We start from the raw sequence: 24,509 nt of genomic DNA on the forward strand, positions 1-24,509 counted from the left end.
GGTGACCACGACACACCCGATCGACACGGCCCTCCAGGCCGTGCACGCCCTGTTCGCCCGCCAGGCCGGGCGGACCCCCGACGCCACGGCACTGGTGAGCGGGCGGACCCGGGTGACCTACGGCGAGCTCGACGCCCGCGCCAACCGGCTGGCGCACCACCTCGTGGGCCTGGGCGTGCGGCCGGGCGACGTCGTCGGCGTGCGCCTGCCGCGCGGCGTGGAGCTGGTCGTCGCGGTGCTCGCCGTGCTGAAGGCGGGCGCGGCCTACACGGTCCTCGACCCGCGCTTCCCCGCCGCCCGGCTGATCTCGGTGTGCGAGCGGGCCGACGTCACCGCGGTCATCGCCGACGACGACGTGCTCGCAGGCGGCCTCACCGTCGTGGACCCCGCCGCGCCCGGGATCGCCGCACGGCCGTCCACCGCACCGGACATCACCGCGGGCGCGGACGACGTCGCGTGCGTGATGTTCACCTCCGGCTCGACCGGCGAGCCGAAGGGCGTCGTGGCGCCGCACCGGGCCCTGGTCGGCACCCTCACCGGCCAGGAGTACGCCCGCTTCACCGCCGACGAGGTCTGGCTCCAGTGCTCCCCCGTCTCCTGGGACGCGTTCGCCCTGGAGCTGTTCGGCCCGCTCCTGCACGGCGCGACGTGCGTGTTGCAGGAGGGCGGTGCGCCCGACCCGGCGCTGATCGCCGACCTCGTCGCCGAGCACGGCGTCACGACCGCGCACTTCTCGGCCAGCCTGCTGAACTTCCTGCTCGACGAGCACCCTGGGGCGTTCGCCGGCCTGCGGGTGCTGATGACGGGCGGCGAGGCCGCGTCGACCCGGCACCTGGCGACGCTGCTGGATTTGCGCCCGGACCTCAGGGTCGTCAACGGCTACTCGCCGGTCGAGAACATGATCTTCACGCTGTGCCACGACGTCACCCGTGACGACGCGCGCGGCACGTCCGTCCCGGTCGGCAGGCCGTTGGCGGGCAAGACCGCCGTGCTGCTCGGGCCGGACCTGCGCCCCGTCCCGCCCGGTGGCACCGGTGAGATCTACATGAGCGGCGGTCTGGCGCACGGCTACCTGAAGCAGCCGGGGCTCACCGCGCAGCGGTTCGTGGCCGACCCGGCGCGACCGGGCGGGCGCATGTACCGCACGGGCGACCTGGGACGCCTGCGCGAGGACGGCGCGGTGGAGTTCCTGGGCCGGGCCGACGAGCAGGTCAAGATCCGGGGCTTCCGGGTCGAGCCGGGCGAGGTGCGGTCCGCGCTGACCGGGCACCCGGCGGTGCGGCAGGCGGCGGTCGTGGTCCGGGAGGACCGCCCCGGCGACAAGCGTCTGGTCGCCTACGCCGTCACCGACGGCACCGCCACGACCCGGGAGCTGCGCGCCCACGTCGCCGGTCTGCTGCCCGAGCACCTGGTCCCTTCCGCCGTCGTGCTGCTCGACGCGCTGCCCCGCACGGCGACCGGCAAGCTCGACCGCGCCGCGCTGCCGGCGCCCGCCGCCACCACGTCGACCGCGGCGCCGCGCACCGCGCACGAGGAAGTCCTGTGCGGCCTGTTCGCCGACGTGCTGGACCTGCCCTCGGTCGGCGCCCTGGACGACTTCCTCGACCTCGGCGGGCACTCGCTGCTGGTCGCGACCCTGGTGAGCCGGGTGCGCGCGGCGCTGGGCGTGGAGCTGCGCATCGCCGACGTGTTCGCCGCCCGCACGCCCCGCGCGCTGGCGGCGGCACTGCCGTCGGCCGCCGCGGCACGTCCCCCGCTGACCGCCACCGCCCGGCCCGACGTGCTGCCGCTGTCGTTCGCGCAGTCGCGGTTGTGGTTCCTCGACCAGGTCGAGGGCGGCGCGACCTACACCATCCCGGTGACCGTGCGGCTGCGCGGCGAGCTCCGCCCGGACGCCCTGCGCGCCGCCGTCGGCGACGTGGTGGCGCGGCACGAATCGCTGCGCACCGTGTTCCCGGTCGTGGACGGCTCGCCGGTCCAGCGGATCCTCGACACCGCCGCGCCCAGGTGGTCCGAGCACGCGTGCGCCGACCCGGACGAGCTGGTGCGGGTGCTGGCGGCCGAGCCGTTCGACCTCGCCGCCGAACCGCCGCTGCGCGCCCACCTGCTGCGCCTGGCCGACGACGACCACGTGCTCCTGCTGGTGCTGCACCACATCGCGGGCGACGGCTGGTCCACCGCGCCGCTGCTGCGCGACCTGGCCGCCGCCTACCGCGCGCGCTCGGCCGGCACGACGCCCGACTGGCCAGCGCTGCCCGTGCAGTACGCGGACTACGCGCTGTGGGAGCAGGACTCCTGGAGCGAGTACTGGCGCACCGCCCTGGCGGGTCTGCCGGAGGAGTCCACCCCGCCGGCAGACCGTCCCCGATCGGCGATCCGGAGCACGCGCGGCGACACCGTCCCGCTGGCGTTGGCCGCCGGGCCGCACGCCGCGCTGAAAAGCCTCGCCGGGCGGACCGGCAGCACCGTGTTCATGGTGCTGCACGCCGCCGTGGCCGCTCTGCTCACGCGCTTCGGCGCGGGCACCGACCTGGCCATCGGCACACCGGTGGCGGGCCGCACCGACGAAGCCCTGGACGACCTGGTCGGCTTCTTCGTCAACACCCTCGTCCTGCGCACCGACACCTCCGGCGACCCCACCTTCCGCGAACTCCTCGCCCGCGTCCGGGAAGCCGACCTCGCCGCCTACGACCACCAGGACGTCCCGTTCGAGCGGCTGGTCGAAGAGGTCAACCCGGCCCGATCACTGTCCCGGCACCCCCTGTTCCAGGTGATGCTGGTGCTCCAGAACACGCCACCGGTGACGGCCGACTTCACCGGGCTGCGCGCCGAGCACCGGGTCGTGGACCTGGACGTGGCGAAGTTCGACCTCACCCTCGACCTCACCGAGACCGACCACGGCATCACCGGCACCGTCAAGTACGCGACCGACCTGTTCGACCGCACCACCGCCGAGCGCTTCGCCACCGCGCTCACCCGCCTGCTCACGGCGGTCGCCACCGCGCCCGACACCCCGATCACGGCGGTCGACCTGCTCGACGCCGACGAACGCGAACGGCTGCTGTCCACGTGGAACGGCGCACCGGCGCGGGGTGACGACCGGCCCGCGCACGTCGTGTTCGCCGAACGGGCGCGGCGCACGCCGGACGCGGTGGCCCTGGTCGCGGACGGCACGCTCACCTACGCCGAGCTGGACGCGGCGGCGAACCGCCTGGCCCACCACCTGATCGACTCCGGCGTCACGCCGGGTGACGTGGTCGGTGTGCTGCTGGACCGGGACGCGACGCTGGTCACGGCGGTGCTGGCGGTGCTCAAGGCCGGCGCCGCGTACACCGTGCTGGACCCGAGGTTCCCGACCGCTCGCCTCACCGCCGTGGCGCGCCGGGCGGGGTCGACGCACGTAGTGTCCACAACGGACTTCCCCGGTGCGACCACCGTCCGGGTCGACGGCCACGCCGCACACCCCGACACCGCGCCGGACGTCCTCGTCCACCCGGACGACCTGGCGTGCGTCATGTTCACCTCCGGCTCCACGGGCGAACCCAAGGGCGTCCTGTCGACGCACCGCGCGCTGGTGGGCACCCTCACCGGCCAGGACTACGTCGAGTTCACCGCCGACGACGTGTGGCTCCAGTGCTCCCCCGTGTCGTGGGACGCCTTCGCGCTGGAGCTGTTCGGCCCGCTCCTGCACGGCGCGACGTGCGTCCTGCAACCCGGGCACGTCACCGACCCCGCCGTGATCGCCGGGCTCCTCACCGACCACGCGGTCACCACCGCGCACTTCTCCGCGAGCCTGCTCAACCACCTCGTCGACGAGCACCCGGCGTCGTTGCGCGGCGTCCGGCAGCTCATGACCGGCGGCGAACCCGCGTCCGTGGCCCACGTCGGCCGGCTGCTCGACCTGCACCCGGACCTGCGCCTGGTCAACGGCTACTCGCCCGTCGAGAACATGATCTTCACGCTGTGCCACGAGATCACCGCCGCCGACACCGACCTGGCGACGATCCCGGTCGGCTCGCCGATCGCGGGCAAGCGCGTCTACGTGCTCGACCACCGGCTCAACCCCGCACCCGTCGGCGTACCCGGCGAGGCGTACATGACCGGCGGACTCGCCCACGGCTACCTCGGCGCACCCGCACTCACCGCCGAACGCTTCATCGCCGACCCGTTCGAACCCGGCGGACGCATGTACCGCACCGGCGACCTCGTCGCCTGGCGCGCCGACGGAACCCTCGACTTCCTCGGCCGCGCCGACGACCAGGTCAAGATCCGCGGCTTCCGGGTCGAGCCCGCCGAGGTCCGCACGGCCGTCGAGCGGCGCCCCGGCGTGCGGCAGAGCGCGGTGGTGGTGCGCGAGGACCGGCCCGGCGACAAGCAGCTCGTGGCGTACGTGGTGCCCGAGCCCGGCGCCGCAACCGACCCGGCGGCCCTGCGCGCCCACGTCGCCGACCTCCTGCCCGAGCACCTCAGGCCCGCGGCGTACGTGCTGCTGGAGGCCCTTCCCCTGACGCCGAACGGCAAGCTCGACCGCGCCGCGCTGCCCGCGCCGGACCAGGCGGCCGCGCCCCGGCGGGCCGCTCGCGGTGCCCGCGAAGAGATCCTGTGCGGCCTGTACGCCGACGTGCTCGGCGTCGAGGCGGGTCCGGAGGACGACTTCTTCGCGCTCGGCGGCCACTCGTTGCTGGCGGCGAAGCTCACCGCCCGGGTGCGTGCGGCGTTCGGCGTGGAGATCGGCGTCCGGGACGTGTTCGCCGCGCCCGTGGTCGCCGACCTGGCGCTCCGTCTCGACGGCGCGTCCACCGCCCGGCCCGCGCTGGTCGCCGGTGCGCGGCCCGAACGGCCGCCGCTGTCGCCGGCGCAGGCCCGCCTGTGGTTCCTGGACCAGGTCGACGGCGGCACGACGTACAACGTGCAGTTCGCCGCCCGCGTCACCGGACCGGTGGACGTTGACGCGCTCGACCGGGCCGTCACCGACGTGGTCCGGCGGCACGAGCCGTTGCGCACGGTGTACCCGGTCCTCGACGGCGAGCCGTACCAGCACGTGCTGCCCGAGGACGCCATCACGTCCGTGCTGACCGTGCACGACGTCGAGGAGGTGGACGCGGTGGTGCGGGCCGAGTCCGGCCACCGGTTCGACCTCGCGGCACGCCCGCCGATCCGGGTGCACCTGCTGAGCACCGGCGCGCACGACCACGTGCTGCTGGTGACGCTGCACCACATCGCGAGCGACGGCTGGTCGTTGCGCCCGATGCTGGGCGACCTCGCCACCGCCTACACCGCACGCCTCGCCGGTGCGGCGCCCGACTGGACACCCCTGCCCGTGTCCTATGTGGACTACGCGCGGTGGCAGCGCGACCTGCTCGGTGACGCCGACGACCCGGAGTCCCGCCTGGCCCGCGACCTCGTGCACTGGCGGAGCGCGCTCGCCGACCTGCCGGAGGGCCTGGACCTGCACACCGACCGCCCCCGGCCGGCCGTGTCCAGCCACCGGGGCGAATCCCTGCCGCTGCACGTGCCCGCCGGCGTCCGCCAAGAGTTGGCCGACCTGGCCCGCGCGCACGGCGTGACCCTGTTCATGGTGCTGCAAGCGGCGTTCGCCGCCCTGCTGACCAGGATGGGCGCGGGTACGGACATCCCGATCGGCACGCCGGTCGCCGGACGCCAGGACGAGGCCTTGGACGACCTGGTCGGCTTCTTCGTCAACACCGTCGTACTGCGCACCGACACCTCAGGCGACCCCACCTTCCGCGAACTCCTCGCCCGCGTCCGGGAAGCCGACCTCGCCGCCTACGACCACCAGGACGTCCCGTTCGAGCGGCTGGTCGAGGAGCTGAACCCGGTGCGCAGCCCCGCGCGGCACCCGTTGTTCCAGGTCATGGTGGTGCTCCAGAACAACGCCGACGCCGCCGTGGACCTGGCGGGCGCGACGTGCGTCCCGGAGCCGGTGCCGAACACGGCGGCGAAGTTCGACCTGACGCTGGCCGCGACCGAGACGGCGGACGGGATCGGCGGGTACCTGGAGTACGCCGTCGACCTGTTCGACCGCGACTCCGCCGAACGCCTCCTGGACCGCTTCACGTGGCTGCTGACCGCCGTCGCGGCCGACCCGGACCGCGCGATCGGTTCGATCGACCTGCTGACCTCGGCGGAGCGGCACGACGTGCTGGTGGCGTGGAACGACGGCGGACCCGCCTCGCCCGCCACGACGGCCCACGCGCTGGTCGCCGAACGGGCACGGCTCACCCCGGACGCCACGGCCCTGGTCCGCGGCGCGGAACGGGTCACCTACGCCGAGCTGGTCGACCGGGCCAACCGGTTGGCGCACCACCTCGTGGCCTCCGGCGTCCGGCCCGGCCAGGTGGTCGGCATCCTGCTCGACCGCGGCCCCGACCTGGTCGTCGCCGTACTGGCCGCGCTGAGCGCGGGTGCGGGCTGCACGATGCTCGACCCGAGGTTCCCGGCCGACCGGCTCCGGGCCGTAGTGGCGCGCACCCCCGCGCCGGTCGTCGTGACGAGCACCGACCTGGCCGGCATGGTGGACGTCCCGACGCTCTCGGTCGACGCCGAGGCCGACGTGATCGCGACCCGTCCCGCCTCGGCACCGGTCATCGAGGTCGCACCCGCCGACGTGGCGTTCGTGATGTTCACGTCCGGTTCGACCGGCGAGCCGAAGGGCGTCCTGGCCACGCACGAGGCGCTGGTGGGCACGCTCACCGGCCAGCGCTACGTCGACTTCACCGCCGACGAGGTGTGGTTGCAGTGCTCGCCGGTCTCGTGGGACGCGTTCGCCCTGGAGCTGTTCGGTCCCCTCCTGCACGGCGCGACGTGCGTCCTGCAACCCGGGCACGTCACCGACCCGGCGGTGGTCGCGGACCTGCTCACCACGCATGACGTGACCACCGCGCACCTGTCCGCGAGCCTGCTCAACCACCTGCTCGACGAGCACCCCGACGCCCTGCGCGGCGTCCGGCAGCTCATGACCGGCGGCGAACCGGCGTCGGTCGCCCACGTCCGGGCGCTGCTGGCCGACCGCCCCGACCTGCGCCTGGTCAACGGCTACTCGCCCGTCGAGAACATGATCTTCACGCTGTGCCACGAGATCCGACCCGAGGACACCCACCGCGCCGTCATCCCGGTCGGCTCGCCGATCACGGGCAAGCGCGTGTACGTGCTGGACCACCGGCTCAACCCCGTACCCGTCGGCGTACCCGGCGAGGTCTACATGACCGGCGGACTCGCCCACGGCTACCTCGGCGCACCCGCACTCACCGCCGAACGCTTCGTCGCCGACCCGTTCGAACCCGGCGGACGCATGTACCGCACCGGCGACCTCGTCGCCTGGCGCGCCGACGGCACCCTCGACTTCCTCGGCCGCGCCGACGACCAGGTCAAGATCCGCGGCTTCCGGGTCGAGCCCGCCGAGGTCCGCACCGTGCTCACCGCGCACCCCGGCGTGGTGGACGCCGTCGTGGTCGTCCGCGAGGACCGGCCCGGCGACAAGCGGCTCGTCGCGTACGTGGTGGCGCCCGGCACGCCGGTGGCGGACGTGCGGGCGCACACGGCGGCGGCGCTGCCGGAACACCTGCGCCCGTCCGCGTACGTGCCGCTGGACGCGCTGCCGCTGACGCCGAACGGCAAGCTCGACCGGGCCGCGCTGCCCGTGCCCGCGGCGGCTCCGTCCGCACGCCGACGGCCCCGCTCGGCGCGCGAGCAGATCGTCGTCGCCCTGTTCGCCGACGTGCTGGGCCTGCCCGAGGACCGGGTGGGCCTGGACGACGGGTTCTTCAACCTCGGTGGGCACTCCCTGCTGGCCGCGAAGCTGGTGAGCCGCGTCCGCAGCGCGCTCCACGCGGAGCTGGGCATCCGCGACCTGTTCGACGCGCCGACCCCGGCCGCGCTGGCCGACCGGCTGGACTCGGCCCGCGCCGCGCGCACCCCGCTGCGGCCGATGGACCGTCCCGATCCGATCCCGTTGTCACCGGCGCAGGCACGGCTGTGGTTCGTGGACCAGATGCGCGGCCCGAACCCCGCCTACAACGTCGCGCACACCGTGAGCCTGCGCGGTGACCTCGACGTGGACGCCTTGCGCGCCGCGCTGACCGACGTGGTCGGCAGGCACGAGGCGTTGCGGACCGTGTTCCCGTCGGTCGACGGCGAGCCGCGGCAGGTGGTGCGGCCCGCGGACGAGGTCGACCTACCGGTGCACGAATGGTCCACTGTGGACGACACGTGGGCGAGGGAGGCGTTCGACCTCACCGCCGAACCGCCGATGCGCGCGTCGTTGCTCCGCCTCGCCGCCGACCACCACGTGCTCCGCTTGGTGCTGCACCACATCGCGGGCGACGGCTGGTCGATGGGACCGCTGCTGCGCGACCTGGCCGACGCCTACACCGCGCGCCACGCGGGCCACGCGCCCGACTGGACGCCGCTGCCGGTCCACTACGCGGACTACACGCTGTGGCAACGCGAACTGCTCGGCGAGGCAGGCGACGCGCAGCTGGAGTTCTGGCGGCAGGCGCTCAAGGACCTGCCGCACCAGGTGCCGCTGCCGCTGGACCACCCGCGGACGGCCGAGGGCGGCGCCGGCGGCCTGGTGGACGTGCGGTGGGACGCGGACCTGCACCGGGCGCTGCTCGACCTCGCGCGGGGCCACGGCGCGACCCTGTTCATGGTGCTCCAAGCCGCGTTCGCGGCCGTGTTGACGAGGATGGGCGCGGGCACCGACGTGCCGTTGGGCGCCCCGGTGGCCGGTCGCACCGACGAGGCGCTGGACGACCTGGTCGGCTTCTTCGTCAACACCCTCGTGCTGCGCACCGACACCTCCGGCGACCCCACGTTCAGCGAACTGCTGGCCCGCGTCCGCGAGACCGACCTCGCCGCGTTCGACCACCAGGACATCCCGTTCGACCGGCTGGTCGAGGAGCTGAACCCGGTGCGCACGCCGGGCACGCACCCGCTGTTCCAGGTCGCGTTCGCGGTGCAGAACAACGCGGGCGCCCGGCCCGGGCTGCCCGGTCTGGACGTGGAGGTCACGCCGGTCGACACCGGTGCGGCCAAGTTCGACCTCACGCTGAGCCTCGGCGAGGAGTACGAGAACGGCAGGCCGGCGGGCGTGGTGGGCGGCCTGGAGTACGCCGCCGACCTGTTCGAGCGCCGCACCGCGACCACGCTCGTGGACCGGCTGGCGGCCGTGCTCCGGGCCGTGGCCGCCGACCCGGGCGTCCGGATCGGGCAACTCGACGTGCTCACCCCGGCCGAGCGGGACCTGCTGGCCGCCGGCTCGCCGAGCGGGCCGGCGCGGGTGGTGGACCACCGCACGGCGCACGAAGTGGTGGCCGGACACGCGAAAGCCACGCCGGACGCCACCGCCCTCGTCTTCAACGGCACCCGCACCACCTACGGCGGGCTGGACGCGGCGGCCAACCGGCTCGCCCACCACCTGCTCGACTCCGGGGTCCGCCCCGGCGACCTCGTCGGCGTGTTGCTCGACCGGGGGACCGAACTGGTCGTCACGGTCCTCGCGGTGCTCAAGTCCGGGGCCGCGTTCACCCTGCTCGACCCCGGTGTCCCGGACCAGCGGGTGGCCGCGGTCCTGCGCGCCGCCGACGCGGTCGCGGTCGTGACCGACGCGGCCGGCCTGACCCGCCTGGACGGCGCCTACCGGATGCTGGACATCGCGACGGACGTCGGCGCACGGCCCGACCACGCGCCGGCGGTCGACGTCGACCCCGCCGCAGCGGCCTGCGTCATCTTCACCTCCGGCTCCACCGGCAGGCCCAAGGGCGTGCTCGCGCCGCACGGCGCGGTGGTGCGCACGCTCGTGGGGCAGGACTTCTTCGACGGCTCGCCGGAGCACGTGTGGTTGCAGAGCGCGCCGCTGCCGTGGGACGGCTTCGTGCTGGAGATGTTCGGCGCGCTGCTGTCGGGCGCCACGTGCGTGCTGCAACCCGGCCAGGCCCCCGAGCCCGCGCGGATCGCCGACCTGGTCGCCGAGCACGGCGTGACCACGGCGTTCCTGTCGGCCAGCCTGCTCAACTACATGCTGGACGAGCACCCCGGCGTGTTCGACGTGCTGCGGGTCGTCATGACCGGCGGCGAGGCCGCGTCCGCGCCGCACCTGACCAGGCTGCTGCGCGACCACCCCGGCGTCCGCGTGGTCAACGGCTACGGGCCGGCCGAGCACATGGTCTACACGAGCTTCCACGACGTGCGGCCGGAGGACGCCGACGGCCCGGTGCCGATCGGGACCGCGTTGGCCGACAAGCGGTCCTACGTGCTGGACGACCGCCTCCGGCTCGTCCCGCCCGGCGTCCCCGGCGAGCTGTACGTCACCGGGGCCGGTGCCGCGCACGGCTACGCGGGCGAACCGGGTCTGACCGCCGAGCGGTTCGTCGCCTGCCCCTTCGAGCCGGGTCGGCGCATGTACCGCACCGGCGACCTGGTGAAGTGGCAGGCCGTCGACGGGGCCGACGACCGGACGTGGTCGGGGGTCCTGCACTTCGTGGGCCGCGCCGACGACCAGGTCAAGATCCGCGGCTTCCGGATCGAGCCCGGCGAGGTGCGGGCCGCCCTGGACGGCCACCCCGGCGTGCGGCGCAGCGCGGTCGTGGTCCGGGAGGACCGGCCCGGCGACAAGCGCCTGGTCGCCTACGTCGTGCCCGAGGCCGGCGCCGCGGTCGACCCGGCCGAGCTGGCGGCCCACGCGGCGGCGGTGCTGCCGAGCCACCTGCGGCCCGCCGCGTACGTGCTGCTCGACCGCATCCCGCTCAACGCCAACGGCAAGCTCGACCGGGCCGCGCTGCGCGCGCCCGCGGTCACCTCCGGCGTCGGCGGGCGTGCGCCGCGAACACCGCGTGAGACGATCATGGTCGGCCTGTTCGCCGACGTGCTCGGCCTGACGGCGGACCGGGTGGGCGTCGACGACGACTTCTTCGCACTCGGCGGGCACTCGTTGCTGGCCGCGAAGCTGGTGGGCCGCGTGCGCACCGCGCTCGACGCGGAACTCGCGATCCGCGACCTGTTCGACGCGCCGACACCGGCGGGGCTGTGCGGCCGGCTGGACCGGGTCGCCGACCGCCTGGCGCTGACCCCCGCGCCGAGGCCGGACGAGGTCCCGCTGTCGTACGCGCAGGCCCGGCTGTGGTTCATCGACCAGCTGGAGGGCGCGGGCGCGTCGTACAACGTGCCGCACACCGTGCGGCTGCGCGGGTCGCTCGACGTCACCGCGCTGCACGCGGCGCTGACCGACGTGGTGCGGCGGCACGAGTCGCTGCGCACCGTGTTCCCGTCGATCGACGGCGTGCCGCAGCAGGTCGTGCGGCCCGCGTCGGACGTGGCCCTGCCGCTGCCGGTGCTCGTCGTCGCCGAGTCCGAAGTGGACGTCGCGGTGCCCGCGGCGGCGCGGGAGGCGTTCGACCTGACCGCGGAGCTGCCGGTGCGGGCGCTGCTGCTGCGGATCGCCGAGGACGACCACGTGCTCCTGCTGGTGCTGCACCACATCGCGGGTGACGGCTGGTCGATGGGGCCGCTGCTGGGCGACCTGACCGACGCCTACACGGCCCGGCTGGGCGGCCGTGCCCCCGACTGGGCGCCCCTGCCCGTGCAGTACGCCGACTACACGCTGTGGCAACGGGAGCTGCTCGGCGACCCGGACGACCCGACCAGCCCGCTGGCCCGGCAGCTGCGGTTCTGGCGGCAGGCGCTGGCCGGCGTGCCCGACGAGCTGCCGCTGCCCGTCGACCGGGCCCGACCGGCGACCGCGTCGGGCCGGGGCGAGTCGGTGCCGGTGGAGTTGGACGCGCGCCTGCACCGGGCTTTGCTCGACCTGGCCCGCACCACCGGCACCACACCGTTCATGGTGCTCCAGGCCGGGTTCGCGGCCCTGCTGACCCGCCTGGGCGCGGGCACCGACGTGCCCGCCGGCTCACCGGTGGCGGGCCGCACGGACGAGGCGCTGGACGAGCTGGTCGGCTTCTTCGTCAACACCCTCGTACTGCGCACCGACACCTCCGGCGACCCGACGTTCCGCGAACTGCTCGCCCGCGTCCGCGACACCGACCTCGCCGCCTACGACCACCAGGACGTCCCGTTCGAACGGCTCGTCGAAGAGCTCAACCCGACCCGATCACTGTCCCGCCACCCCCTGTTCCAGGTCATGCTGGTGCTCCAGAACAACGGCGCGGCCCTGGTCGAGATGCCGGGCCTGACCGCCGAGGTCGCCCCGGTGGACACGGCCGGCGCGAAGTTCGACCTGACCCTCGGGCTGCGCGAGGAGCACGACGACGCGGGCGCGCCCGCGGGCATCACCGGCAGCCTGGAGTTCGCCACCGACCTGTTCGACCGCAGCACGGCCGCCGCCCTCGCCACGCGCCTGACCAGGATGTTCGCCGCGGTCATCGCGGACCCGGACACCCGGATCAGCCAGCCCGACCTGCTGGACCGCCAGGAGCGGCGTGGCCTGCTGACGGCCTGGACGGACACCTACGCCGACGCGCCCGTCGACCGCTGCGCCCACGAGCTGGTCGCGGCGCAGGCCGAGCGGACGCCGGACGCGGTGGCGCTGGTCCACGGCGACCACCGGGTCACCTACCGGGAGCTGGTGGTCCGGGCCAACCGGCTGGCCCACGAGCTGACCGCGCGGGGTGTGCGGGCCGGGCAGGTCGTCGGCGTGCTGCTGGACCGGGACGTGGACCTGGTGGTCGCCGTGCTCGGCGTGCTCACCGCGGGCGCCGGGTACACGGCGCTCGACCTGAGGTTCCCGCGCAAGCGGCTGGCCGAGCTCGTCGGCCGCACCGGCACGCCGCTGGTCGTCACCTCGACGTCGCTGGCCGACCGGCTGCCGGACGTGCCCGCGCTCGTCGTGGACGACCCCCGCACCGCCGCCCGCGTCGCCGGGCACCCGACGGCTTCGCCAGGCGTCGCGGTGTCACCCGAGGACGTCGCGTGCGTCATGTTCACCTCGGGCTCGACCGGCGTGCCCAAGGGCGTCGTCGCGCCGCACCGCGCACTGGTCGGCACCCTGCTCAGCCAGGAGTACGTCGACTTCTCCCCCGACCACGTGTGGTTGCAGTGCTCCCCGGTGTCGTGGGACGCGTTCGCCCTGGAGCTGTTCGGTCCGCTGCTCGCGGGCGCGACCTGCGTGCTGCAACCGGGTCCGACACCGGAGCCCGCGGTGATCGACGCGCTGGTGGCGCGGCACCGGATCACCACCGTGCACCTGTCGGCGAGCCTGCTCAACCACCTGCTCGACGAGTACCCGACCGCGTTGGCGGGGGTGCGGCAGATCATGACCGGCGGCGAGCCGGCGTCCGTGGCGCACCTGCGCAAGCTGCTGGACCGCCACCCCGGCGTGCGGCTGGTCAACGGCTACTCGCCGGTGGAGAACATGATCTTCACGGTGTGCCACCAGGTGCGCCTGGAGGACACCGACCTGCCGTCGATCCCGGTGGGCCGGCCGATCGTCAACAAGGGCTTCTACGTGCTGGACGCCCACCTGAACCTGCTGCCGCCCGGTGTGGTCGGCGAGCTCTACATGACCGGTGTCGGCCTGGCCCGGGGCTACCTGGGCGCGCCGGGGCAGACCGCCGAGCGGTTCGTCGCCTGCCCGCACGGCGCCCCCGGTGAGCGCATGTACCGGACGGGGGACCTGGTGCGGTGGCGGGCCGACGGGGTCCTGGACTTCCTCGGCCGGGCCGACGACCAGATCAAGATCCGCGGGTTCCGGGTGGAGCCGGGCGAGGTGTCCAACGCGCTGACCCACCACCCGACCGTGCGGCAGGCGGCCGTCGTGGTCCGCGAGGACCGGCCCGGTGACCGGCGCCTAGTGGCGTACGTGGTGGCCGAACCCGGTGCGGAGCCGGATCCGGCGTCGCTGCGGGCGCACGCCGAGGAGCACCTGCCCGAGCACATGCGGCCCAGCGCGTACGTGCGGATGGACGTCCTGCCGCGCAACGCCAACGGCAAGCTCGACCGGGCCGCCCTGCCACCGCCCGACTACCTCGACCGGCCCGCCGGGCGCACCCCGGCGACACCGCGTGAAGAGGTCATGTGCGCGCTGTTCGCCGAGGTGCTCGGCCTGGACGGCGAGGTGGGCGCGGACGACGACTTCTTCGCCCTGGGCGGGCACTCGCTGCTGGTCACCCGGCTGATCAGCCGGGTGCGGACGGCCTTCGGCGCCGAGCTGTCCATCAAGTCCGTGTTCGAGAACCGCACGGTGGCCGCGCTCGCCGAGCGCCTGGGCCACGCCGAACAGGCCCGCCCCGCGCTGCGGCGCCGGGTCCGCCCGGAGGAGGTCAAGTGAGCGCGCCGAGCATCCCCCTGTCGTTCACCCAGCGGCGACTGTGGTTCCTCAGCCGGGCCGAGCCCGGCGCCACCTACAACATCCCGGTGGCCCTGCGGCTGCGCGGTGACGTGGACGTCGCCGCCCTGCGTGCCGCGCTGGCGGACGTGGTGGCACGGCACGAGGTGCTGCGCACGGCGTACCCGGAGGTGGACGGGCAGCCGTGCCAGGACATCCGGTCCGCCTCGCCGGTGGACCTGCCGGTGACCGTGGTGCCGGCGGACGGGTTGACGCCCGCGCTGGAGGACGCGGCGCGGCACGTGTTCGACCTGACCGCCGCACCGCCGGTGCTCGTCCGGCTGTTCCGGGTGGACGGTGCCGCCGAACACGTGCTGCTGGTGCTGCTGCACCACATCGCGGGTGACGGCGGGTCGACCGGGCCGCTCACGCGTGACCTGGAGACCGCCTACGCGGCCCGGCTCGGCGGTCGCGCGCCGGAGTTCCCCGAGCTGCCGGTGCAGTACGCGGACTACACCTACTGGCAGCAGGACGTGCTGGGCGACCCCGACGACCCGGACAGCCGGTTCGCCCGGCAGGTGGAGCACTGGGCCCGGGCGTTGGCGGACCTGCCTGCGGAGGTGGGTTTCCCCGCCGACCGGGCTCGTCCGGCGGCGGCCGGGCACCGGGGTGACTCCGTGCCCCTGGAGGTGCCCGCGGCCGTGCACCGAGCCCTGACCGAACTGGCCGCCGACACCGGGGCGACGCTGTTCATGGTGGCGCAGGCGGCGGTGGCCGCGTTGATCACGCGGCACGGCGGCGGCGTGGACGTCCCCCTCGGCACGGCGGTCGCGGGCCGGTCCGACGAGGCCCTCGACGACCTGGTCGGCTTCTTCGTCAACACCCTCGTGCTGCGCACCGACACCTCCGGCGACCCCACGTTCACCGAACTCTTGGCCAGGGTCCGCGACGCGGGCCTGACCGCGTACTCGAACCAGGACGTGCCGTTCGAGCGGGTGGTGGAGGAGCTGAACCCCCCGCGCTCGCTGTCCCGGCACCCGCTGTTCCAGGTGATGCTGGTGCACGGCACCGAGGACGCCTCCGGTCCGGCCGGGACGTTCGAACCGGTGTCCCTGGGCACCGGCGCGGTGAAGTTCGACATGACCATCGGGTTCCGCGAGCGGCCCGACGCGGGCGGCCTGCGGATCGACTGGGACTACTCGGTCGACCTGTTCGACCGGCCCACCGTGGCCGCGTTCGGCCGGCGGCTGGTCCGGCTGCTGGAGGCCGCGGCCGCCGACCCCGGCGCCCGGATCGGCACGCTGCCCCTGCTGCACGACGACGAACGCGCCGCGCTGACCGACCCCGGTCGTGGGCACCTCGACGCCACCGTGCACGAGCTGTTCGCCGCACGTGCCGCCGCGACGCCCGAGAAGACCGCGCTCGTCCACGACGGCGGACGCGTCACGTACGCCGAACTGGACCGGTGGGCCAACCGGATCGCGCACCGGGTGCCTGCCGACGCGGTGGTCGGTGTGCACCTCGACCGGGGACCGGCGCTGGTCGCCGCGCTGCTCGGCGTGCTCAAGGCCGGGAGCTGCTACACGTTGCTGGACACCGCCTTCCCGGCCGACCGGCTGCGCGAGGTCGTCCGGCGGGCCGGTGTCACCGCGGTCGTCGGCACGCCGCTCGACGGCGTCGAAGCCCGGTTCGTCGACCCCGGCGCGACCAGCCCCGACCACGCGCCCGCCGTGGCGGTCTCGCCCGAGTCACCCGCCGTCGTCATGTTCACCTCGGGCTCCACCGGCGAGCCGAAGGGCGTGCTGGCACCGCACCGCGCGCTGGTCGCGACGCTCACCGGGCAGCACTACGCGGAGTTCGACGCCGACCAGGTGTGGTTGCAGGCCGCGCCGGTCTCGTGGGACGCGTTCGCCACCGAACTGCTGGGGGCGCTCCTGCACGGCGGCACGTGCGTGCTGCACCCAGCCGGACCGCCCGACCCCGCCGACATCGCGCGGCTGGTCGTCGAGCACGGCGTCACCGTGTTCAAGGCCTCCGCCAGCCTGTTCAACCACGTGCTGGACGAGCACCCCGAGGTGTTCGCGGCCGTGCGCCGGGCGATGACCGGCGGCGAGGCCGCGTCGCAGGCGCACGTGGCGAAGGCCCTGGCCGAGCACCCGCACGTGCGGCTGACCAACGGTTACGGTCCGGCCGAGAGCATGGGCTACAGCACGGCGCACGAGATCACCGACGCCGACCTGTCCGCGCGGTCCGTGCCGATCGGGCGGCCGGTCGGCGGCAAGCACGGCTACGTGCTGGACGGGCGGCTGGAGCTGGTGCCGCCCGGCGGTGTCGGCGAGCTGCACCTGGCCGGCGCGGGCCTCGCGCACGGCTACCTCGGCGCGCCGGCCGCGACCGCCGAGCGGTTCGTCGCGGACCCGTTCCGGGTGGGACGGCGGATGTACCGCACGGGCGACCTGGTGCGGCTGCGGCACGACGGCGTGCTGGAGTACGTGGGCCGGGCCGACGACCAGGTGAAGCTGCGCGGGTTCCGGGTGGAGCCGGCCGAGGTGCGTGCCGCCGTCGACCGGCACCCCGGCGTGCGGCAGAGCGCCGTGGTGGTGCGCGAGGACCGGCTGGTCGCCTACGTGGTCGGCGGCGTGACTCCCGCCGAGGTGCGCGAGCACGTCATGGCGCTGCTGCCCGAGCACCTGGTGCCGTCGGCCGTGGTCGTGCTGGACGAGCTGCCGCGCACACCGAACGGCAAGCTGGACCGACGCGCGTTGCCCGCACCCTCGCACGCGGCGGGTGACGGTGAGCCGCGCACACCGCAGGAAGAGATCCTGTGCGGGTTGTTCGCGCAGGTGCTGGGGCTGCCGGCGGTGGGCGCGGAGGACGACTTCTTCGCGCTGGGCGGGCACTCGCTGCTCGCGACACGGCTGGTGAGCCGGGTGCGCGGCGCGTTGGGCGCGGAGCTCGGCATCCGCGACCTGTTCGCCGCGCCGACTCCGCGCGGTCTCGCCTGCCGCCTCACGACCGGTTCCACCCGGCCCCCGCTGCGCCCCGCCGACCGCCCCGACCCGCTGCCGCTGTCGTTCGCGCAGCAACGCCTGTGGGTGCTGCACCAGCTGGGTTCGGCGGCCTACAACTCGCCGTGGGCGCTGCGGCTGCGCGGCGACCTGGACGTGACCGCGCTGCGCGCCGCCCTCGCCGACGTGGTGGCGCGGCACGAATCGCTGCGCACGGTGTTCCCGCAGGTGGACGGCGAACCGGTACAGCGGGTCCTGGACACCGCGGCGGAGTTGACCGTCGTGTCCGCCGGAGGACCGGACACCGACGTGGACGCGACCGTGGCGGAGCTGTCGTCGTACGCGTTCGACCTCGCCGCGGAACCGCCGCTGCGCGCGCACCTGCTCGTGATCTCGCCGGTGGAGCACGTGCTCGTGCTGGTGCTGCACCACATCGCCAGCGACGGCTGGTCCAAGGCCCCGCTGCTGCGCGACCTCGCCACCGCCTACGGCGCCCGGGTCGGCGGTGACGCGCCCGACTGGGCGCCGCTGCCGGTGCAGTACGCGGACTACGCGCTGTGGCAACGGGAGCTGCTCGGCGACGAGGACGACCCGGACAGCCTGGTCTCGACCCAGCTCGCGTTCTGGCGCGACACGCTCGCCGGTGTGCCCGAGCAGCTCGACCTGCCCGCGGACCGGCCCCGGCCGGCGGTGCCGTCCGGGCGCGGCGGACTGGTGGCGGCCGAGTTCGGGACCGCCACCCGGGACGCGGTGCGGGCGTTGGCCGACGCGACCGGCAGCACGACGTCCATGGTGCTGCACGCCGCCCTCGCCGCCCTGCTGACCCGGTTGGGCGCGGGCACCGACATCCCGATCGGCTCGCCCGTGGCGGGCCGCACCGACGAGGCGCTGGACGACGCGGTCGGCTTCTTCGTCAACACGCTCGTGCTGCGGGCCGACACCTCCGGCGACCCCGCGTTCGGCGAGCTGCTGGCCCGGGTGCGCGCCGCCGACCTGGCCGCCTACGACCACCAGGACGTGCCGTTCGAGCGGGTCGTGGAGGAGCTGAACCCGACGCGCTCGCTGTCGCGGCACCCGCTGTTCCAGGTGACCCTGGTCGTGCAGAACAACGCGGGCGGCGGTGGGTCGTCCCTGCCCGGGCTGGCCGTCGAGCCCGTGTCGGCGTGGACCCCGACGGCCAAGTTCGACCTGGTGCTGGCGGTCACCGAGCACGACGGCGGGCTGACCGCGAACCTGGAGTACGCCGCCGACCTGTTCGACGACGGCACCGCCCGCGCGCTGGTGGCGCGGCTGGAGCGGCTGCTCGCCACCGCCGACCCCGCCACCCGGTTGAGCGACCTCGACGTCCTCGTGCCCGGCGAGCGGGACCGGGTGCTCACGGACTGGAACGACACCGCGGTCCCGGTGCACGGGTGGGCGTCGGTGCCGGCGCAGGTGGCGCGGTGGGTTCGGGAGACGCCGGACGCCCCGGCGGTCGGGGCCGTGACGTTCGCCGAGCTCGACGTGGCGGCGAACCGGGTGGCGCACCGGCTGCTCGCGCTCGGCGTGCGGCCCGGCTCGGTGGTCGGCGTGTGCCTGCACCGCTCCCCCGCCGGGATCGCCGCGCTGCTGGGCGTCCTGCGGACCGGCGCCGCCTACCTGCCGCTGGACCCCGACTACCCGGCCGAACGGCTGGCGCACATGCTCGCCGACTCCGCCGCGCCCGTGGTGGTGACCGAGCGGGCGTTGCGGGACCGCGTGACGGGGCCTGTCGCGGTGTGCCTGGAGGACCTGCCGGACGCGCCGGCCGTGGACGTGCCGGTGCGCGCGGACGACGCCGCCTACGTGATCTACACGTCCGGCTCGACCGGTCGGCCCAAGGGTGTCGTGGTGGACCACGGCGGGCTGGCCGACCTGTGCGCGTGGCACGTCCGCGAGTACGACGTCACCCCGGCCGACCGGACCGGGCAGGTCGCCGCGCAGGGCTTCGACGCGGCGGTCTGGGAGGTCTGGCCGCAGCTGACGGCGGGTGCGTCCGTGCACCTGCCGGAGGACCACGTACTGGCCGACGGCGACGCGCTGGTGGCCTGGATCGCCGAGACCGGGCTGACCACGTGCTTCCTGCCCACGCCCCGGCTGGAACTGGTGCTGGACGACCTGGCGGCGCGGCCGACCGGGCTGCGCGTCGTGCTCACCGGCGGTGACGCACTGCGCCGCCGTCCACCGGCGCACGCACCGTTCCGACTGGTCAACCACTACGGTCCGACGGAGTTCTCGGTCGTGGCAACGGCCGGTGACGTGCCACCCGACCCGCGAACCGATGTCGGCCGAACCGATGCCGCACCAGCTCATGTCGGGCGGGCTCAGGGCGGACCGGCCGAAGTCGGACTGGCTGAGGTGGCGCGGGCCGAGGTGGCGCCGTCGATCGGCCGGCCGGTCGCCAACACCCGGGCCCTCGTGCTGGACGCCCGGCTGGGGCCGGTGCCCGTCGGTGTCGTGGGTGAGCTGTACCTGGCGGGCGCCGGGTTGGCGCGCGGTTACCACGACCGTCCCGGACTGACCGCCGAGCGGTTCACCGCGTGCCCGTTCGGCGCGCCGGGCGAGCGCATGTACCGGACCGGCGACCTGGTGCGGTGGAACGCGCGGGGCGAGCTGGAGTTCGCGGGCCGCGCCGACCACCAGGTGAAGTTGCGCGGGTTCCGCATCGAGCTGGGCGAGGTCGAGTCCGTGCTGGCGGGCCACCCGTCCGTGGCGCACGCGGCGGTCGTGGTGCGGGAGGACCGGCCGGGGTTGAAGAGCCTCGTCGGGTACGTCGTGCCGCGCGGACCGCTGGACACCGGCGTCCTCCGCACGCATCTCGCGACCGTGCTGCCCGAACACATGGTGCCGACCGCGCTGGTCGTGCTCGACGCGCTCCCGTTGACGCCCAACGGCAAGCTCGACCGCCGCGCCCTGCCCGCACCGGAACTCGTCACCGGCCACCGCACCCCGCGCACGCCGCGCGAGGAGATCCTGTGCGGCTTGTTCGCCGAGCTGCTGGGCGTGCCCGCGGTGGGGCCGGACGACGACTTCTTCGACCTGGGCGGGCACTCGCTGCTGGCCACCCGACTCGTCAGCCGGGTCCGCACCGCCCTGAACGCGGAGCTCGCGGTGGCCGACCTGTTCACCCACCCCACGCCCGCCGGGCTCGACACGTGCCTGGACCGCGGCACGCCCACCCGTCCCGCCCTCCGCCCGACCACCCGGCCCGACCTGGTGCCGCTGTCGTTCGCGCAGCGCCGCCTGTGGTTCGTCAACCGGCTGGACGAGCGGAACCCCAGCTACGCGGTGCCGGTCGCGCTGCGCCTGCGGGGGAACCTGGACGTGGCCGCCCTGCGGGCCGCGCTGGCCGACGTGGTCGACCGGCACGAGGCGTTGCGGACGGTGTTCCCCGAGGTCGGCGGCACGCCCCACCAACAGGTCCGCCACGGCGTCACGGCGCCGTTCACGCTGCTCGACCGCACCCCCGACGACCTGGACGCGGCACTGCGCCGGATCGTCTCGACGCCGTTCGACCTGACCGCGGACCTGCCGCTGCGCACCGCCGTGGTGCGCCTGGCCGACGACGAGCACGTGCTCATGCTGGTGCTGCACCACATCGCGGGCGACGGCTGGTCGATGGGACCGCTGCTGCGCGACCTGACCGACGCCTACACCGCCCGCCGCGCCGGTACCGCGCCGGGCTGGGCGCCGCTGCCCGTCCAGTACGCCGACTACGCGCTCTGGCAACGGGAGCTGCTCGGCGACGAGGACGGCCCGGACGGCGCGGGCAGGCTCGGGTTCTGGGTCGACGCGTTGGCGGGCGTGCCCGACGAGCTGGAGCTGCCGGTCGACCGACCCCGGCCCGCGACGTCCGCGCAGCACGGAGGCCGGGTGCCGCTGGTGCTGGACGCCGACCTGCACCGCGCCGTCCTCGACCTGGCCCGGACCACCCGCACCACTCCGTTCATGGTGTTCCAGGCCGCGCTGGCGACGCTGCTGACGCGGGTCGGCGCGGGCGTCGACATCCCGATCGGCACGCCGGTCGCGGGCCGCACCGACGAAGCCCTCGACGACCTGGTCGGCTTCTTCGTCAACACCCTCGTACTGCGCACCGACACCTCAGGCGACCCCACGTTCCGCGAACTCCTCGCCCGCGTCCGCGACACCGACCTCGCCGCCTACGACCACCAGGACGTCCCGTTCGAACGGCTCGTGGAACGGCTCAACCCGCCCCGCTCGCTCACCCGGCACCCGCTGTGCCAGGTGCTGCTGACCCTGCAGAACACCGGTGAGGCGACCCTGCGCCTGCCGGACCTGACCGTCGAACCGGTGGGCGTCACGTCCGGCACCACCGCGTTCGACCTGAGCGTCGGCCTGCGCGAGACCCGCGACGGTGCCGGCGCGCCCGCCGGCGTCGAGGGCGCCCTCCTCTACCGGGAGGACCTGTTCGACGCCGGCACCGCGCGGTCGCTGGCCGACCGGCTGGTCCGCGTCCTGACCGCCGTCACCGAGGAGCCCGACCTCCGGCTGGGCGAGGTGGACCTGCTCGGCGACGACGAGCGCGAACGGGTGCTGGTGGCGTGGAACGACACCGCGCGGACCGTGCCCGACACGACGCTGCCCGCGTTGTTCACCGCCCAGGCCCGCCGCACGCCGGACGCCGTCGCCGTGATCGCCGAAGGGCCGGGCGGCGAACCGCAGTCGATCACCTACGCCGAGCTGGACGCCCGGATCGAACGGCTCGCGGCGGCACTGCACGCCAAGGGCGCGGCACGCGAACGGGTGGTGGCCGTGGTGCTGCCCCGGTCGGTCGACCTGGTCGTCGCGCTGCACGCGGTGCACCGGGCGGGCGCGGCCTACCTGCCGGTGGACCCGGGCTACCCCGCCGACCGGGTGGCGTTCATGCTCGCCGACGCCGACCCCGTGCTGGTGCTCGACGCGGAGGCGTTGCGCGGCTTGGCGGACGAGCCCGTGCCCGGGGTGGTGCTGCCGGACGTGCGCGGCGGCGACCCGGCGTACGTCATCTACACCTCCGGCTCCACCGGCCGTCCCAAGGGCGTGGTGGTCGAGCACACCGCGATCGTCAACCGGCTGCTGTGGATGCAGGACGAGTACCGGCTCACCCCGCGCGACCGCGTGCTGCAGAAGACGCCGTCGAGCTTCGACGTGTCGGTGTGGGAGTTCTTCTGGCCGTTCCAGGTGGGCGCGGCGCTGGTCGTGGCCCGGCCCGACGGGCACCGCGACCCCGCGTACCTGGCCGACCTGATCCGCCGCGAGGGCGTCACCACGGCGCACTTCGTGCCGTCGATGCTGGACGCGTTCGTCGCGCACCTGGAAGGCTCCGGCGAACGGTGCGCCGACCTCGTGCGGGTGGTGTGCAGCGGCGAGGCCTTGCCGACGGCGCTGGCCCGCCGGTTCGCCGCGGTGTCCGACGCGGGGCTGCACAACCTGTACGGCCCGACGGAAGCCGCGGTGGACGTGACCGCGCACGCCGTGCACGGCAACGAGACCACGGCCACCGTCCCGATCGGACGTCCGGTGTGGAACACCGGCGTGCACGTGCTGGACGAGCGGTTGCGGCCCGTGCCGCCGGGAGTGCCCGGTGAGCTGTACCTGGCCGGCGTGCAGCTGGCCCGCGGCTACCACGCGCGGCCGGGGCTGACGGCGCAGCGGTTCGTCGCGTCACCGTTCACGCCGGGCGCGCGGCTCTACCGAACCGGCGACGTCGTGCGGTGGTGCGGCGAGGGCGTGCTGGAGTACCTGTCCCGCGCCGACGACCAGGTGAAGATCCGCGGCCTGCGGATCGAGCCGGACGAGATCGCCGCCGTCCTCCAGGACCACCCGGACGTCGTGCGCGCCGCCGTGGTGGCCCGTGAGCACGCGCCCGGCGACCTGCGGCTCGTCGCCTACGTCGTCGCGGGCGACCGGGTGCCGGAGCAGTCCGAGCTGCGGGCGCACGCCGCGGCACGGCTGCCCGAGCACATGGTGCCGTGGGCCGTGGTGGTGCTGGACGACGTCCCGGTCGGCCCGAGCGGCAAGCTGGACCGCAAGGCGCTGCCCGCACCGGTCGTCCAGGCCGTCGGACGCGCGCCGTCCACACCGGCCGAGGAGACGCTGGCGGCGTTGTTCGCCGAGGTGCTCGGCGTGCCTGAGGTGGGCGTGGACGACGGGTTCTTCGAGCTGGGCGGGCACTCCCTGCTGGCGACGCGGCTCGTGGCGCGGATCGGCGCCGAGTTCGGCGTGCGGCTGGGCGTGCGGGCGGTGTTCGAGGCGACCACGGTCGCCGCGATGGCACGACGGCTGCACGACGGGTCCGCCGATGACCCGGAGTTCACGCAGGACACGGGTTCGGCCGTGCTGCTCCCGTTGCGCGCCAACGGTTCGGCCGCGCCGCTGTTCTGCGTGCACCCGGCGGCCGGTGTCGGCTGGGTGTACGCGGGCCTGCTGCCGCACCTGCCCGACCGGCCCGTGTACGCGTTGCAGGCCCGCGGCCTGTCCCAGCCGCAGGCACGGCCGACGAGCCTGGCCGAGATGGTCAAGGACTACCTGGACCAGGTGCGTGCCGTGCAACCGACCGGGCCGTACCACCTGCTCGGCTGGTCGTTCGGCGCGGGCGTGGCGCACGCGATGGCCGCCGCCCTGCGCGAGGAGGGCGAGCAGGTCGCCACGCTGGCGCTGCTGGACGGCTACCCGACCGCGCCCACCGGCGAGGTCCACTCCGCCCGCGACCCGCGGGTGCTGGCCGCGCTGCTGCGCTCCCTCGGCTACCCGGCCGAGCCCGCTCCCGTGTCCGTGGCGGACTTCGCCGCACGTGTGGCGGACGGGCCGCTGGCCGACGTGGTGCCGGCACGGCTCGCCGACCTGGCCGAGGTGTTCGCCGACAACCTGACCCTGATGGGCGAGGGCACCACCGCCCGCTTCGACGGCGACGTGCTGTTCTTCGCCGCCACCGCCGACAAGACCGACCTGTCCCCCGTGCCCGCCGCCTGGCGCGTGCACGTCACCGGCGACGTCGACGTGCACGCGGTCGGCTGCCGGCACGGCGACCTGACCCGACCCGGCCCACTGGCCACCGTCGGCGCGGTGCTCGCCGCCCACCTGGAAACCCACCGCTGAACCCGATCCCGACAACCGACCCCGACGACCGACCCCGGAAAACGACCCCGGAAAACGACTCCGGAACCCGGCCAGAGGACATCGAAACC

2 protein-coding genes are annotated in these 24,509 nt (G+C 74.8%); both read left to right on the forward strand.

The window, feature by feature from the left end:
- The first annotated feature begins 1 nt into the window (after position 1).
- Positions 2-14,299 (forward strand): amino acid adenylation domain-containing protein, encoded by a 14,298-nt coding sequence (locus tag ACYVLT_RS04060; RefSeq protein WP_461118725.1) that lies wholly within the window; start codon positions 2-4, stop codon positions 14,297-14,299.
- Positions 14,296-24,420: a non-ribosomal peptide synthetase gene (locus ACYVLT_RS04065; protein WP_461118726.1), complete on the forward strand. Its 10,125-nt coding sequence runs from the start codon at positions 14,296-14,298 to the stop codon at positions 24,418-24,420. The genes ACYVLT_RS04060 and ACYVLT_RS04065 overlap by 4 nt, the downstream gene beginning before the upstream one ends.
- The last annotated feature ends 89 nt before the right edge of the window (positions 24,421-24,509 follow it).

The organism is Saccharothrix stipae, from assembly GCF_054781895.1.